Origin of the sequence: Nostoc sp., assembly GCF_036919895.1 — a bacterium.
Lineage (GTDB): Bacteria > Cyanobacteriota > Cyanobacteriia > Cyanobacteriales > Nostocaceae > Nostoc.
In genome coordinates, this window is the sequence record NZ_JBALBW010000132.1 from 31,979 (window position 1) to 47,441 (window position 15,463).

Annotated in this window: 12 protein-coding genes; 7 read left to right on the forward strand and 5 right to left on the reverse strand. The window is 41.7% G+C overall.

Annotated elements, in window-relative coordinates:
• The first annotated feature begins 149 nt into the window (after nt 1-149).
• The 3 genes from V7K55_RS25430 (at nt 150) to V7K55_RS25440 (ending at nt 3,298) form a co-directional block, all read left to right on the forward strand.
• The gene (locus tag V7K55_RS25430) at nt 150-671 is read left to right on the forward strand and encodes a LabA-like NYN domain-containing protein (RefSeq protein WP_041565194.1); all 522 of its coding nucleotides are present in this window, start codon (nt 150-152) and stop codon (nt 669-671) included.
• A 95-nt stretch (nt 672-766) separates the two neighbouring features.
• A complete protein-coding gene (locus V7K55_RS25435) occupies nt 767-2,371 on the forward strand; it encodes a 2-isopropylmalate synthase (protein WP_334835800.1) in 1,605 nt (534 codons plus the stop codon).
• A 246-nt stretch (nt 2,372-2,617) separates the two neighbouring features.
• Nucleotides 2,618-3,298, forward strand: a complete 681-nt coding sequence (locus tag V7K55_RS25440) for an ester cyclase (protein WP_334835802.1) — start codon at nt 2,618-2,620, stop codon at nt 3,296-3,298.
• A 146-nt stretch (nt 3,299-3,444) separates the two neighbouring features.
• Here V7K55_RS25440 and V7K55_RS25445 read toward each other — a convergent pair whose 3' ends face one another.
• Complete coding sequence (locus V7K55_RS25445) at nt 3,445-5,901, reverse strand: HEAT repeat domain-containing protein (RefSeq protein ID WP_334835804.1); 2,457 nt, start codon at nt 5,899-5,901, stop codon at nt 3,445-3,447.
• 212 nt (nt 5,902-6,113) lie between these two features.
• Nucleotides 6,114-6,551 (reverse strand): GNAT family N-acetyltransferase, encoded by a 438-nt coding sequence (locus V7K55_RS25450; protein WP_334835806.1) that lies wholly within the window; start codon nt 6,549-6,551, stop codon nt 6,114-6,116.
• Between the two features lie 153 nt (nt 6,552-6,704).
• Here V7K55_RS25450 and V7K55_RS25455 point away from each other — a divergent pair, with 153 nt between their 5' ends.
• The gene (locus V7K55_RS25455; RefSeq protein ID WP_334835808.1) at nt 6,705-8,150 is read left to right on the forward strand and encodes a RecQ family ATP-dependent DNA helicase; all 1,446 of its coding nucleotides are present in this window, start codon (nt 6,705-6,707) and stop codon (nt 8,148-8,150) included.
• Nucleotides 8,151-8,204: 54 nt separating this feature from the next.
• Here V7K55_RS25455 and V7K55_RS25460 read toward each other — a convergent pair whose 3' ends face one another.
• The 3 genes from V7K55_RS25460 to V7K55_RS25470 all read right to left on the reverse strand — a co-directional run bounded on the left by V7K55_RS25460 (nt 8,205) and on the right by V7K55_RS25470 (nt 13,741).
• Complete coding sequence (locus tag V7K55_RS25460) at nt 8,205-9,152, reverse strand: aldo/keto reductase (protein WP_334835811.1); 948 nt, start codon at nt 9,150-9,152, stop codon at nt 8,205-8,207.
• Nucleotides 9,153-9,189: 37 nt separating this feature from the next.
• Entirely contained in the window at nt 9,190-13,122 is a 3,933-nt protein-coding gene (locus V7K55_RS25465) for a DUF2157 domain-containing protein (RefSeq protein ID WP_334835813.1), read from the reverse strand.
• A 367-nt stretch (nt 13,123-13,489) separates the two neighbouring features.
• Nucleotides 13,490-13,741 carry a hypothetical protein gene (locus V7K55_RS25470; protein WP_334835816.1) on the reverse strand — a complete coding sequence of 84 codons (252 nt, stop codon included), beginning with the start codon at nt 13,739-13,741 and terminating at the stop codon, nt 13,490-13,492.
• A 291-nt stretch (nt 13,742-14,032) separates the two neighbouring features.
• On the opposite strand from V7K55_RS25470, the gene V7K55_RS25475 reads away from it, so the two are divergent.
• The 3 genes from V7K55_RS25475 to V7K55_RS25485 are packed head-to-tail and all read left to right on the forward strand — an operon-like array spanning nt 14,033 to nt 15,462.
• Nucleotides 14,033-14,638 (forward strand): sigma-70 family RNA polymerase sigma factor, encoded by a 606-nt coding sequence (locus V7K55_RS25475; protein ID WP_334835818.1) that lies wholly within the window; start codon nt 14,033-14,035, stop codon nt 14,636-14,638.
• Nucleotides 14,635-14,982: a hypothetical protein gene (locus tag V7K55_RS25480; protein ID WP_334835820.1), complete on the forward strand. Its 348-nt coding sequence runs from the start codon at nt 14,635-14,637 to the stop codon at nt 14,980-14,982. The genes V7K55_RS25475 and V7K55_RS25480 overlap by 4 nt, the downstream gene beginning before the upstream one ends.
• A gap of 12 nt (nt 14,983-14,994) precedes the next feature.
• The gene (locus V7K55_RS25485; RefSeq protein WP_334835823.1) at nt 14,995-15,462 is read left to right on the forward strand and encodes a Spy/CpxP family protein refolding chaperone; all 468 of its coding nucleotides are present in this window, start codon (nt 14,995-14,997) and stop codon (nt 15,460-15,462) included.
• Nucleotide 15,463 lies beyond the last annotated feature (1 nt).

The following is a 15,463-nucleotide window of genomic DNA, read 5'->3' on the forward strand; positions in this document are numbered from 1 at the left end:
ATTGCATCCATTTTTATGCCTTGAAAGAGGTAAGATAAAAGCTATATGATGAAGAGCTAGTTTATAGATATTAGCAAACAAGGCATTTGAAAATTGCTATAATCTATTGTTCCATCTAAATTCATTTATATTATTAGGTGTAAATTTGTATGGGTTCTCCAATGAATCGTCTGTCTATTTTTGTAGACGGAAACAATATGTTCTATGCACAACAAAAAAATGGGTGGTTTTTTGACCCGCGACGAGTCTTAGAATACTTTAAACATGAGCAATCAGAAACAACATTAATTAATGCCTTCTGGTACACTGGCTTAAAAGACCCACAGGATCAACGAGGTTTTAGAGATGCTCTAATTAGTCTAGGATATACAGTCCGAACTAAAATCCTTAAAGAATATTATGATGATACGTCCGGTCGTTACTCGCAAAAAGCTAATTTAGATATTGAAATTGTTGTAGATATGTTTAATACAGTAGACCAGTATGACCGAGTAGTATTATTCAGTGGCGACGGGGATTTTGAAAGAGCAATTGAACTATTACGATCGAAAAATACACATATTACGGTAGTGTCAACAGAAGGAATGATTGCTAGAGAACTACGGAACGCTACTGATAGATATATAGATTTAAATGATATCAGAGATCAAATAGAAAAAACCGAAGGTTAATAGCCTTAGCAATTATTTACAAAGGTAAGAGTAAAAGAAAAACTAAGGTTGAAGATATATTGAGCCACAAGTAAAAACTAACAAACAAACGGCAAATGACAAACAAAACCGATCGAATCATCATTTTTGATACTACACTGCGAGATGGAGAGCAGTGTCCGGGAGCGACTCTGAATATAGACGAAAAGCTAGTTATTGCCAAACAACTGGCGCGTCTGGGTGTGGATATAATTGAGGCAGGATTTGCCTTTGCTAGTCCGGGAGATTTTGAAGCAGTCAGTAAGATTGCCCAAATTGTCGGGACAGAAAATGGCCCAGTAATTTGCAGTTTGGCAAGAGCCATTAAAGCAGATATTGAAGCGGCCGCAGAAGCATTAAAACCAGCTGTAAAGGGCAGAATTCACACATTTATTTCGACTTCTGATATTCATTTAGAGTATCAGTTGCGGAAGTCACGGGCAGAAGTGCTAGCGATCGCTGAAGAAATGGTAGCTTATGCTAAGTCCTTCATGACAGATATCGAATTTTCGCCAATGGATGCGGCCCGTACCGATCCAGAATTTCTGTATCAAGTTTTAGAGCGAGCGATCGCAGCTGGTGCAACAACAGTTAACATTCCCGATACCGTAGGTTACACCACCCCAAGCGAATTTGGAGCAATGATTAAGGGCATTATCGAAAATGTCCCCAACATCGACCAAGCGATTATTTCCGTTCACGGCCACAATGATTTAGGCTTGGCAGTTGCTAACTTCTTAGAAGCCGTAAAAAATGGCGCACGGCAACTAGAATGTACAATTAATGGTATTGGCGAACGCGCCGGCAATGCCTCATTAGAAGAGTTGGTGATGGCGCTACACGTCCGGCGACAATATTTTAACCCTTATCTCGGTAGACCAGAAGAATCTCAAGAATCCCTGACAAATATCGACACCCGGCAAATTTACAAAACCTCACGCTTAGTTTCCAATTTGACGGGAATGTTGGTACAACCAAATAAAGCGATTGTAGGGGCCAATGCCTTTGCCCATGAGTCTGGGATTCACCAAGATGGGGTGTTAAAAAACAAGCTCACCTACGAAATTATGGATGCCCAATTGATTGGCTTGTCAGACAATCAAATCGTTTTGGGCAAACATTCCGGGAGAAATGCTTTCCGCACCCGCTTAAAAGAATTGGGCTTTGAACTGTCGGATACTGAGTTAAATAAAGCCTTCGTTAGATTCAAAGAAGTAGCAGATAAAAAGAAAGATATTTCTGATTGGGATTTGGAAGCGATCGTTAACGATGAAATTCAACAAGCACCCGATTTGTTCCGAGTAGAATTGGTGCAAGTTTCCTGTGGTAGCAACGCCCGCCCTACTGCTACAGTTACTCTGCGTACCCCAGAAGGTGAAGAATTAACCGATGCTGCGATCGGTACTGGGCCAGTGGATGCAGTTTACAAAGCCATCAACCGAGTGGTGAATGTACCCAACGAGTTGATTGAGTTTTCTGTGCAGTCAGTAACAGCCGGTATTGATGCCATTGGTGAAGTGACGATTCGCTTGCGTTATGAATCTAAAGTATTTTCTGGCCATGCAGCGAACACAGATATTATTGTGGCATCCGCGCAAGCTTATGTAAATGCGCTGAATAGGTTGTATGCAGCCTTGCAAACTCAACAAAAGCCAGAGAAAGCAACTGCACAGAAAGTATAAAAGCACCTTTTTTCTGATTTTCAGTTAGATGTAAAACTGCATTAGACATATTGCATAAGTCAAAATTTGTTAAATCGAACCACAGATACATACCGATAAATATCTGTGGTTCTTTTTGCGTGTATTCAGATTTGTGCAAAAAGTCAAGTTTATTATAAATATTTTTTACTTTTTTGTATTTTTTGATTTACCTTATATGCATAAAACTTTATTCTGGGAAACGATGTTTATAATCAGTCAACTTGTATGAGTAGCGAAAAAACAACAGAATTGCCACTCTGGGTACAAGATAGAGATATAGTTATTGCTCATGATGAAGAAGTACAGTGGCGAGAAGGAAAACGCCCGGATTATTCATACACCAATGAATTTCTTCATCAAGAGAGTAAATTTCAGCATCCTGAAGGTTCTTTGGAAGCGATCGCCCAAAACTTAGTCCGAAATTTTGAGATGGAAGCTTCTAATAAATCTAATCCTCAACAGTGGCTTTCGATTGTTACTGATAAGTTTAAAATGAGTACCAATGGGGGACAACAATTCACTGCTCAAGATGTTGCAGCTGAAGGTACTTATAACTTGTTTTTGGGTGAAAGTGAGCAGTATAGCTCTGAAACAGAAACCTTTGAATCTTCATTTCAAGTTTTTCATACAGCCTTTCCTAATGGCTTCCTTTGGGAATTAACAGAGATCCTTTCGGGGCCACCTAATGTAACCTTTAAGTGGCGACATTGGGGAACATTTAATGGTTCCTATAAAGACTATGCACCCACAGGTGAAACAATAGAAATTGTAGGAGTTAGTATTGCTCGCGTGACTGATGACTTAAAGATTGAATCTTTAGAGCATTATTTTGATAATAGTGTCTTTCTTCAGAAACTAACGGCAGGTGGTTGTCCTTTTCATTCTCAAAATCAGAAGAATCACTAATTTTCATTTAGTTGTAGTCTATCGAATAACACGCTCGATCGGCGCTCTTAGTAAACAGCAGGGAGTACCGATCGAGTGATTATAATCATCGAAAGTCTGTAATAAAAGGGGATGCGGATAAATTTTAATAAATCGAAAAATGCCGTTCATGGTATTGGTGTTTGCACAGTAGTCGCTGGTATATTGACTGAAGGTGTAAACCCAGCCAGTTTACCCAACTTTTGGGGTACAAAGTCAGTTTCTTTGCTACCTTGAACCTCAGATAAGTAGCAATCTCGCACTGCCAACAACAAGCCTTTGATGGCATCTTGTCTGCCTGTTTTGACTAACTCATCTGCCTTTTTGAAAAAATGCGATCGCCATTTACCATCGTTATTGCCATACAATTCGATTAAATACCAACCTGCAAGATACTCAGCTAAAGGGTCAAGACAAAAACGAATTCTATCTTTAGCAGAACCGATAGTTTGAATCAGGTGTAGGCGCTTTTCTAAATAATCAAGGTCGGTTTCTGGATCATCAATACCCAAATTTGCTAATGCAACAATAGCATCTCCACGCTTGGCGGTTGCTGGTTGATAACTTTGCTGCAAGCATTCCCAGGCGATCGCTTTAGCATTTTGATGAACAGTGCGATCGTCAAATTGCTCGTCTGTAACATCCCGATTGAGTTCATTGAGATAACCCAGCATCAAATTAGGAATATTCTCTGGTAGCGCAGAAATATTAGATGCAACCTCTCTACTGGCGATTAACTGTTCAGCATAGAGTTTAGCTAGCAAAACAGTGATATTATTTTGACCTACCATCAGAGAAAGGCGATTACAAGCGTCAAAAAATTCTTGATCGGTAAAGCGATCGCGTTTACCTCGCTGCATCAGATAAGCTTCCATAAAGGATGATAGTTTATTAGCCTCAATCCGCAAAGGTTTAATTATTGTCTTATTAATCCGCCCCAGCTTTTCGTCAATTCGGGAAGTAATCACCAGTGCATTCACCGGAAACTCTGGCGACTCCGGTTCAATTGCTTCTCGTGTAGTGGCATTCATTTCTGAGAAACGGTCTATAATCACTAGAATGCGTTTCTTTCTTAACAAACGTAACAATAATTCTTGACAAATTGGCTCTGGTTCATCAATTAAAGCTTGCAACTGTCCTCTGATGGCTGATAAAAGCGGCAACTTCCCTTCAGTTACTCGAAATTCTTCTTCCAACAGCACTGGTAACATCAAATGTTTGCAGAGTCTTGTGTTTTCAGCTTCTGCCATTGCCCAGCCAGCTATTTGACAAGCTACAGTGGTTTTACCTACACCCCCTTCCCCGTTGATTACTAGGCAGCTACGTTGTTTATCGAAAGTTGAGCGCAAATTGTCAAAAGAAAGTTGCGGAACTGTTGCACCATCTAGAACAACCGGAATTGGAATGTAACAGGCGCGACTGCTAACTGTATCCTTTTTGGGAAATTGTTCGCGGGCTGATTTGATGTATTTAGCTACCCACGCATCTAATACTCTGGGATGGTAATGAAACCAGCCAACAAATAGCACATATCGCAGAGGTACATTGACACTGATAAATGGGAGAGAAAAATCTGTGTAAGGTTTGAGCGCGTTGTTAATTTTCAACAACCATAAAGGCGCTACCCGCAAGAGAATTAACCATAGAGAAGGCAATAAAATCGTGTAGGCGGCAATTCCTAAGAGTAATTTATGCTTAAATAGCGATTCCAGAAATCTATCAAAGAGGCGAGTTTCTTTTTCTGCTTTCAGGGCATTCAGAGGGCGACGGATCAGCCTAATGTCGGTTTCTGTGAATTTATCTTTGTATTCTTGTATTTTTGTCAATACCTGTTCAAAATCTAAGATAACTTTCTGCAACTTTGAGCTAGGTAAAGCATTTGCTTTATCCTGAAAACCTGCTGCTATTCCTCCCAAACCTTTGACGGCACCTAAACGCACGTAAGAAAGGTTATCATTCAACAAGATAATTAAATTCGGGACAGCCGATACTGCTTCTGTACCCATTGCACCCAGAGCGTAGGCGGCATTATAACGTACTGTGGGGTTATTATCTTTTAAGGCAGTAGTTAAGACTGGAACAGCTACTTTCGCTTCTACACCAATTTTCCTAAGTGCAGAAGGAACATAAATACGAACGTATTGCTCCTTGTCTTGTAATGCCGCCATCAAGGATGGAACTGCTGCTTTTGCTGCTGTACCAATATTTCCTAAAGCTAAGGTGGCGTACAGGCGGACTTGTCCATCCTCATCCTGCAATGCCGCACTCAAAGCCGGGACAGCTGGTGCTGCTTCTGCACCCAAATCCCCTAAAACCGAAGCAGCGTGCCAACGAAGATTACTATCCTGATTTTTTAAAGCCTCAATCAGAGATGGCACTGCTGAAGAACCCATATTAACTAATGCATCTGCGGCAATGGTACGGATGTGGCCATCGTTATCTATTAGCTTCTCAATTAGGGGAGCAATTTTGCTGTCAGTAATGATTTGTGCCCAACTATTGCTTGTCCATAGTAGGAATAGTGTCAGGCATAAGACAACTACCTTGAGGGCGCTGAGTAATACTTGTCTGGTGTGCTTTGTCATTGAATCGGATTGAACCACCCGATGAACAACTCCAGTCAGAGAAACTATACCTAGATTGTAATCTAACTGTCAATGCGGGTTAGCGATCGCACTGGTTTGCCTAACCTAGTAATCTGTCAGACCAACTTTGCCGAGTAAACCTGTGTTCTCTGTGCCTCTGCGGTTCGTTCTTTTACGCTTCAAAGTTAGCTTGACAGACCACTAGGCATTGCTTAAGCTCGATCGCAATTATGATTTAAACGCATCATAATTTTTTCCGGCTCGGTCAAATTTTTAAAACCATAACGGCGACAAAGTCCATGAGCATCTTTTGTACCTAACATCCACCTTTGAACGTCTTGTAATTCTGGATATTCTAAAATGTATTCTACAAACCATTTTCCTAAACCCTGTCCTCGATAAGGCTCCAGAATAAAAACATCTTTTAACAACGCAGAAGTTGCATAATCAGTGATAACTCTTGCAAAGCAAACTTGTTGATTATGTTCATAAAGTCCAAAACATAAAGAATTGTTGATTGACTTTTCCACAGTAGCTAACGGGATATTTTCAGCCCAATAGGAAGTTTGTAAAAAATCATGAATCATTTGAATATCTAATTTAGATTTATCGGTGTTGATGTAAAATTGATGTTTTAATTCTTCATTCATCTGGCTACATCTTTTATTTAATAGGTTGAGAAATTATAATTCATTCTTGCGGTCAGTAGTTTGTAGTGTCAAATGATGAAATTACTGAACCATTAACTAGATAACAAAGGCTATATTCAGCATTAAATGATATGGGTGTATTTACCATTGATTATGAATCAGCCTACAACAAAATCTTGGCAAGAAGTTCTCGCTGCTTTCAAACAAATCTGGGGTTATGAAGATTTCCGTCCGCCACAGGGAGAAATTGTTAGCAGTTTATTAGCACAAAAAGATGCGCTGATTATTATGCCCACAGGTGGTGGTAAGTCGATTTGTTTTCAACTTCCCGCACTACTACAAACAGGATTAACTTTGGTAGTTTCGCCCTTGGTAGCGTTGATGGAAAATCAAGTTCAGGAACTACGAGAAAGTAACCAAAAAGCGGCACTTTTACATAGTGAATTATCTTCATCTCAACACCGTGCAACTCTGCAAGCTTTAGAACGTCAACAGCTAAGATTACTTTATTTATCGCCAGAAACTTTGCTAAGTGCGCCAGTGTGGGAAAGATTATGTCAGCCACAATTGCAAATTAATGGCTTAATTTTAGATGAAGCTCATTGTTTAGTGCAGTGGGGTGATACTTTTCGCCCAGCTTATCGCAGATTAGGGGCGGTGCGTCCGGCATTGCTAAAATCAAAACCACCAGGAACAAAAATTAGCATCGCCGCTTTTACTGCGACTGCTGATCCTTTAGCCCAAAAGATTATTCAAACAGTTTTACAATTACAGCAACCAGAGATTTTTCGCTTGAATCCTTACCGTTCTAATTTGCATCCTAGTGTTCGGATTGCTTGGACACCACGAGGTAGAAAACAACAATTATTAAAGTTTATTCAAAATAGACCACAAGAATCAGGATTAGTTTATGTTCGCACTAGGAGAGATAGTGAGGATTTAGCTGAATGGTTAGCAGATATGGGTTATGCTACAGCTAGTTATCATGCGGGATTAGGTGCAACAGAACGCCGGGCAGTGGAAGCAAGTTGGTTAAGTGGTAAAATTCCCTTTGTGGTGTGTACTTGTGCGTTTGGGATGGGGATTAATAAAAGTAATGTCCGGTGGGTTGCCCATTTTCACGCGCCACATCTGCTATCTGAATATGTGCAAGAAATTGGCCGGGCTGGAAGGGATGGGAAACCGGCAGAAGCGTTAACATTGGTGAGTGAACCTACGGGCTGGTTAGATCCAGAGGATAAGCAAAGACAGGAGTTTTTTCAAGAGCAAATGCGATCGCAACAACAAATAGCGCAGCAACTTGTGAAAAAATTACCAAAACAGGGAGAAGTGAATGCAGTAACCCGACAATTTCCTGATGGTGCTACGGCGCTGGCTTTACTTCACAGCAATGGACAGTTAAACTGGCTTGATCCTTTCCATTACACCATTGCTCAAAAAGCGGGAACTCAGCCACCGATGCAATTACACGCTGCTAAACAAATGCATCAATATTTGACTACAAAGCAGTGTCGTTGGCAATTTTTGTTAAACGCCTTTGGTTTTGACAAAGACGCAGCTAACTGGCGTTGCGGACATTGCGATAATTGTCGTCAATAAGCCATGCTAGGGACTATTTGTAGTTGGCGCTTTAGCGCTAAAGCGCCAACTGTTCTAAGAACTGGCTTGATTTAGAAGGGCGATCGCATCTGGGTCGAGTTTGAGATCGATCGCTTTAATGATATCGTTAAGTTGCTCAATGTTAGTTGCACTGACAATAGGAGCAGTAATAGTAGGACGCGCAATCAGCCATGCTAAGGAAACTTGGGTGGGAGTAGAATTATAAGTTTTTGCTACTTCATCAACCGCCTTTAGAATTTGGAAACCACGAGCATTTAAATATTTCTTGACAGAATTACCACGGGCGCTAATAGACAAATTTTGTTCTGAGCGATATTTACCAGAGAGAAAGCCACTAGCAAGGGAGGAATAGCTAATCACACCAATTCCCTGTTCTTGGCTAAGAAGTTGTAAATCCTGCTCATACTCGGATCGAGAATACAAGTTATAACGGGGCTGAAGGCTCTCGTAGCGAGGATATCCATGCTGCTGGCTGATTTTCAATGCCTCTGCTAGACGGGATGCACTATAATTTGAAGCGCCAATTACACGCACTTTTCCCTGACTAATTAATTCTTTATATGTTTCAAGAGTTTCTTCAAGGGGAGTGCTTTCATCATCGATATGTGATTGATATAAATCAACATAATCGGTTTGTAATCTTTGTAATGAGTCTTCAACAGCTTGTTGAATATATTTGCGAGAAAGCCCTTTACCTTTAGTACCTAACTCATTACCAACTTTAGTTGCAATCACTACTCGCTCGCGGTTCCCACGTTGCTTAAGCCATTTTCCTATAATTATCTCAGATTCTCCACCCTGATTCCCAGGAACCCACATAGAATAGACATCAGCAGTGTCAATAAAATTACCTCCAGCCGCAATAAAGTGGTCTAAAATCTGAAATGAAGTATCTTCATTAATCGTCCAGCCAAATACGTTGCCACCAAAACATAATGGTGATACTTCTAGCTCGGAACGTCCAATTTTACGTCTTTCCATAGATATTTAGACTCCTCTTTATCTATTTATTACTCTTTTATTGCCATGATTGAAATTCATCAATGGCGCTACGAATTAAGGTAGTTATTTGAGTGCGACGGGTTTCAAAGTTGGCGGCGATGTAAATCAGCAAAATACCAACTAGCAAGCCAACAATCCATTTTAAAAAGGAGTACTGCAAGCTGAAAATTACCGATTGATAGATTGTAGTGATTAAAAAAGTGGCTGTACCAATGTAGAGAAAAGCCCGCACTCGCAAAGCTAATCCGGCAAAAATAGCGATGAGGCTGAAAATTCCAGGTATCCAGGCTGTATTTTGATTAAATAAAATTGCCCACCCACAAATTAAACCACTACCTAGCAATCTTAGAATATGGCGAGATGGTTTGTACTCTGGTAGCTTCAGTTGGGTATCTACTTGAGCAATATAAAGCAGTGATAACCCAATTGGTGTTACATACCATAAAATATCAGTCAGGCGTAAGGAATCAAACCAACGGGAAAGCGCCCAATCAATCAACGCCACACTAATATAGGTAAAACGGATGTTTTCACCTATCTTTGCCAGGAAAATGTAAAATCCAGCTGCGAGTATTAAAGTAATGGGGTAAGTTTGCAGTCTGGTTTCCCATAAAATTATCAGTGGAATGATGTAGGCGGCTTGCTGCCAAGGTTTTTTAGACCAACCCCAGCTTTCCCAAGGTAGGATGTACAGAAAATAGGCTACCACACAAGCGATCGCACCATTCCAAGGAACTAACGGCCCAGCCCAAAATTTTCCGACTGCTGTCTCCCGCCAATAAACTCTCATGCCGGCTACCTCTAATAAGCCAAGGTAAACCCACATTTCGCCTATTGTGATTCCTCCCCAGATATTGGGGGAAGGGCGCGAATTTCGTCCCTGAAAGATGGCATAACGAATCAAAAATACTCCTGTTGCTAATCCCACCAAACGGTTAACTCCAATGGGAAGAGGAATAGCAGCCATTAATAAGCAGCTACTCCAAACCCAATGAATATGGGCGATTCCTTTTAGTTCTTGGAGAGTTAGGCGTAAGTAGCTGACTAGCCTTGGCGACAATATGCGGTAAGCATACATGATACTGGTACCAAGGGCAGACATGGCAATTAATCCATCACCTAATGCTCCTCCTGAAGCTTGTGACATTTGATAGAACAAAAGTTCGTAGGTAGAAATGGATACGCCAATAATTCCTAAGTACAGCAGGGGTTTAAAGTTCTCGCGCCGTCGCCCCACGCCAATGATAATAAAAGCTACACCCAAGGAATACAAACCAGTCCACTCGGTGAAGGTGTTCAAACGCAGCAATACGCTGAATGCACCATAAATTAAGGGCAAAATGTGGAGGCTGCTAGGAAGCTTTTCTAATTGATATCGTCGTCGCCACCACTCGCCGATAAGTTGAGCAATTAAACCTAAAGCGATGTTTGCGATCGCAATTTTAACAGTTGAGCGTTCTCCAAATCCCAACACCTCGGCAGTCAATAATTCCAAAGACCAACCGATACCATAAAACGCCCAATTTGTCGGTTGTCGCCAACTGCGATAAACAATAGCTACCAAGGTGATTGCAGTGGCAGCTAAGTACAAAGATCCTGAAGTAATAAACCCTGAGTAAATCAGCACTGAGTGCAGCGTCAAACTAAACAACTCAAAACCACACAATGCGATCGCCCATTTATCACTGGCGGCTGCATAGATAACTCCTAGTTCGTTACCGCCTCGCTTCAAAGCTGTCCGCGCTAACCATAGAATTAGAGTTGCGATCGCTCCAACGACAAACCAACCTCCTAGCGCGAGGCGAGGTAAACCAGGTACACCAGTCCACAGCAGTGCTACTATGAAACTCAGAGCAAATCCTTCTGTAATTACCGCAGATATTTGGTTTCGCAAATAGCGTGTATTTGCGAACATCAGTCCCGCACCTACTGCCAAACCAATTAATCTAATTCCTGGTAGCTGTAAAGTTAGTAGCTGGGCAACTCCCACAGCTAAGACACTCAAGTAACGGGTAGTAGTCCGCCGCTCGATAATTGTGCAATTGGCAACACCCGTGAGAGCTATGGGCGTAACTAGCCATAAGGCTCCCAAATAAGCTCGGCTATCAGCCATACCATGCCAAGATAATTCTGCCTTCATCCACAATAGGAAAAAACTAGCGGCGGCTAATCCTAAACCCACATCCCATGCACTACGTTGCCATAGTCCTTCTTCTACGCTAAATCGCCATTCTGCAACCATCAAAGCTAATAAAATACTTGCCCAGACTTGTTGACTCAGGTTTGGTGCCAGCCAATTAATAGTAGAGCAAAATGTCAGCACTCCCATGATGTGAGTTAGATATACCAGGGGAAGGGATGAGGAGGAGCGGCGTTGAGTGACGAATGCCAGAGTGATGGTGGAAAATAACAGATTTAGCGATCGCAATGCGGGATTTGCTATGGCGATCGTTGTTAAGAAAGCTCCAAGTAAGAGGGTGAGTAGTTCGCCAAACTTAGCTAATTCTCGCTTTTGGGTGCGATGTAGGCTATCTGTAAGCGCTACCATCAAAATTATGTAGGGAAATAAAGCTACACCCAGCAAAGCCGAGGGTTGATTTTGAGAATTGGTGAGTTGAGTGCCAGTTGCGATCGCTAATTTCTGTAAGCTATCAGGTACTAATCGCCAACCTAGCCAAACTGTCTGTAAGCCGATGACGAAAACCGCAGCGAAATCAAGCCTTAAACTGTACCGCCGCAAGCAACTTCCCAGAAACCATAAACCCAAACCACTGACAGCTATGGCTTGCCAAGGATAATTTATTACCGAAACCAGCCAACCCAAGAAGAGTAGAATACCACCAAGTTTTTCCCCGAGGAAGAGAGACGATGGGAATGGGGGAGATGGGGAAAATATTACAGTTACATCCTCTGCTCCCCCTGCTCCCTGCTCCCTGTTCACTCCCTTCTCCTGTGCTAACCAAGTGACTAGCCAGCCACAAATGCCGATCGCTAAACCTAATTGCGTTACATCTACCCCAGCAACAAAAATCGCCCGCACTAGCAGCACTATTAGAGCATAAATAATCACAGAGGCAGGTGAGTTAATACTTAACCGTCGGCGATCGCTTCTATCTCCTTGACGTTGGTAAAGATTGTGATAAATGCTAATGATGGTTGTACCGATCGTTGCCACATAAATGGCAATTAAGGGAAATCCTCTTAATTGCCAACCCCAATGCAGATAACTCAGCCCTAGAATATTGGCTAAAGGTAATTTGCCGGTACGTAAATTGGGAAAAATAGTCCGATTTTTGGAGAGTAAAACAGTTATAGCTGTGAGGGTAGGCCAAGCGATCGCAACTACAATCCAATCCACAGGATTTTGCCACAACTTAAAGCTATCCATTGCCCAAAAGTTCACTGGAACTAACAAAAGAGTGGCAATCAGTAAAGTTTGAGCCGTCAATCTCAGGTTGTTTTGCCTAGTTGCCCAGAAGCTTAACCCCCAAAAACTCAGAGTATAAGCAAATAAAACTCCATACTGTCCAGAAGCAGGAAACTTTGCCCACTGACTCGCAGCCAGTACCCCAGAGGATACTACTACCAGGAATACCCCTAAAAAAAGCAGCCACCGGACACTCAATTCTGCCCCCAAGGACTGCAATATTCTGCTGAGAAAGTTGGGTTCAGTTGATTTTTGTTGCGTTTGTCTGCGACTACTAGATTGTAAAGCTGCTACAGGCAACTGCTGCACGGGATCGGGAGTTGTAAAAACTACCTTTGTTTTAGCTTCAGACTGGGGTTGCAACACCACCGTACACACCAAAAACTCTCGACATAGCTCCTTGACTTGGGTATCGGATATCAAATCTAAACGCAGCCATATATCTAGTCCTTCTAGTAACTGAGGATGGGAGTCTGGCAGTCTGATTTCAAATTTTAGCGGGCGCTCAAGGGGCGATGACATAAATGGCAAGAGTATAAGTATATACTTTAATATGATTTTAATTAAAGTATATTTTGGCTGTAATCGTGCCACTTATTAGGCTAATAGATATTAATTTTTAACTCCTATAGGACTCAGATTTTATTTTTGAAATACATGTAGGGTATGTTATGCCACAGGCTAAGGCACTACTTCAGATTTGAGATGCGTTACATTAGCGATGCCAGTTGGAGAGAATTAATTCGTCAAGTGACTATCATTGCTTTCGATGATTTGGGAACAAAAGGTTTTTCCTGTAATGCCATAAAAGAAGGGAAGTTACTGCCTCCCTTCTACTCTTTATCAAGCTAGTGTATTAAGTGCTAATCTCTTAACTGAGAGTGATTGATTATCGATAGTCATACTCATGTCTAGAGCGCCACTCCCGTTTCTCATGTTCTCTACGTAGCCATTCACGGCGCTCACGCTCTTCACGCTCTCTACGTAGTAATACTAGCCTACTTTGTTCTCGTTTGCGCCACTCATGTTGGTGATTGTTTCCCAAAATTACTTCTACTTGAGCAGATGCACGCTCTGCTAAAACACTCGAAGTTAGCAAAACGCCTAACAAACAAGATGAAAGAATTCTTTTCATGTTCATAAAGACATACCTTTGATTGAACCAGAAATCTATAGCTTTAGACTTTTTACTTTCAGAAAAGGTTCAATTAGGGGAGACACTTCCAAATAATACCGATCGTATTCTTAATTGCTCGTTGTGTGGTGTTGTTCTGGATTGTACTTCTATATATATTCAGAAATTATCCGTTTTAGCTCTTTGAGAGAATTCATTTTGAGCAATTTTTGCCTATGTCCAAACTTCTAACCTATTTGAACCTTTTTTCCATTCATCCGGTCTAATAAATACAAGCAACGAAACGGATAGAGGAGAATGCCTCAGGTGTTAGTTGTGCCAGCCAAGGTTTCAAAAGCAAATCAATTGATTGGTGAATCAGAAAGCGAATCTGACAGTTATTTAGTAGAGCAGTGCCTGCGGGGTGATACCCAAAGCTACGGTCAGCTTTACCGTCGCCATCAGCAAAGAGTGAGGTCAATCCTCTATAAACTTTGTACTCCTGCCAGCCTGGATGATGTGGTGCAGGAAGTGTTTTTGCAAGCCTGGAAAGGATTGCCCAAGTTCCGCCAAACAGCAAAATTTTCCACCTGGCTGTACCGAATTGCTTGGAATGTGGCTAGCGACCAGCGACAGGCAGATGTTAAAAGGCGGACTCAATTACAGATTCTGAGTGAAAAAACTCCTACCCAACAGGAAGCCCCAGAGTTAATGAATCTGCATTATCAAGACCTTGTGCAACGGGGACTAGCAAACCTAAGTTTTGACCATCGCACGATATTGGTTTTGCATGATTTGGAAGAAGTACCTCAAAAAGAGGTAGCACAAATCCTAAATATTCCCTTGGGAACGGTCAAATCACGTCTATTCCATGCTCGTGCTGCGATGCGTCAATTTCTCCAAAACCAAGGAGTGCAGCTATGACTCAGCCACCCGATGATGATTCTGACCTAATTAATTTTCTGTGCCAACATCGCCCAGAAGTTCCGCCAGCTTCACCTGATTTAGAACAACAAATTTTACAACAGGTGAAAGTTTGCCCTTTGCCACCCTTACGCCACTATTCAAGGTTGAGGTTAGTTTTGTCTGCTCTCGCTGCTGGATTAGTCGCTGCTATAGTTGGCTACCGTGCCTTTATACCAGTTCAACCGAGTCCGGCTGAACTTGCTACATTGCAAAATTTTATTGAAAGCAATTGGCAAGGTACAGTCAGTAACGAACATCTGGAAAGTGATGTATGGCATTTTACAGACTTAGATACTGAATAGGAGATCGCTTTGATGTTAATCCGTCGTGTTTCCATTTTAGCGGTGGTGATGATTGCCCTTGGTAGCACTATTGCTCTAGCCAAGCCAAGTTTGCTTTCACGCCAAGTCATTGCCCAAACTCCCACAAATCTATCTCGCCCAAATCGTGCTAAATCTGGGGGATGGCTCAAAGATTTGAATTTGACATCCCAGCAACTACAACAGATTAAGGAAATTCGTCGTCAATCTAAACAACAGATAGCCCAAAAATCACAAGAGATACGTCAAAGACAACAGGAATTACATGACTTAATAGCAGGGACGACAGCTACTAAAGAGCAAGTGCGGGATAAATATAACCAAATTAAGCTTGTGAAGCATCAGCTTGCTGATATTCAGTTTGAAAATACCCTTGCTATTCGGGAAATTTTGAACCCAGAGCAACGGCAGAAATTTGCCGATCGCATGTATAAGAAAAATCCTCCAGCCCGGCACAATTAAC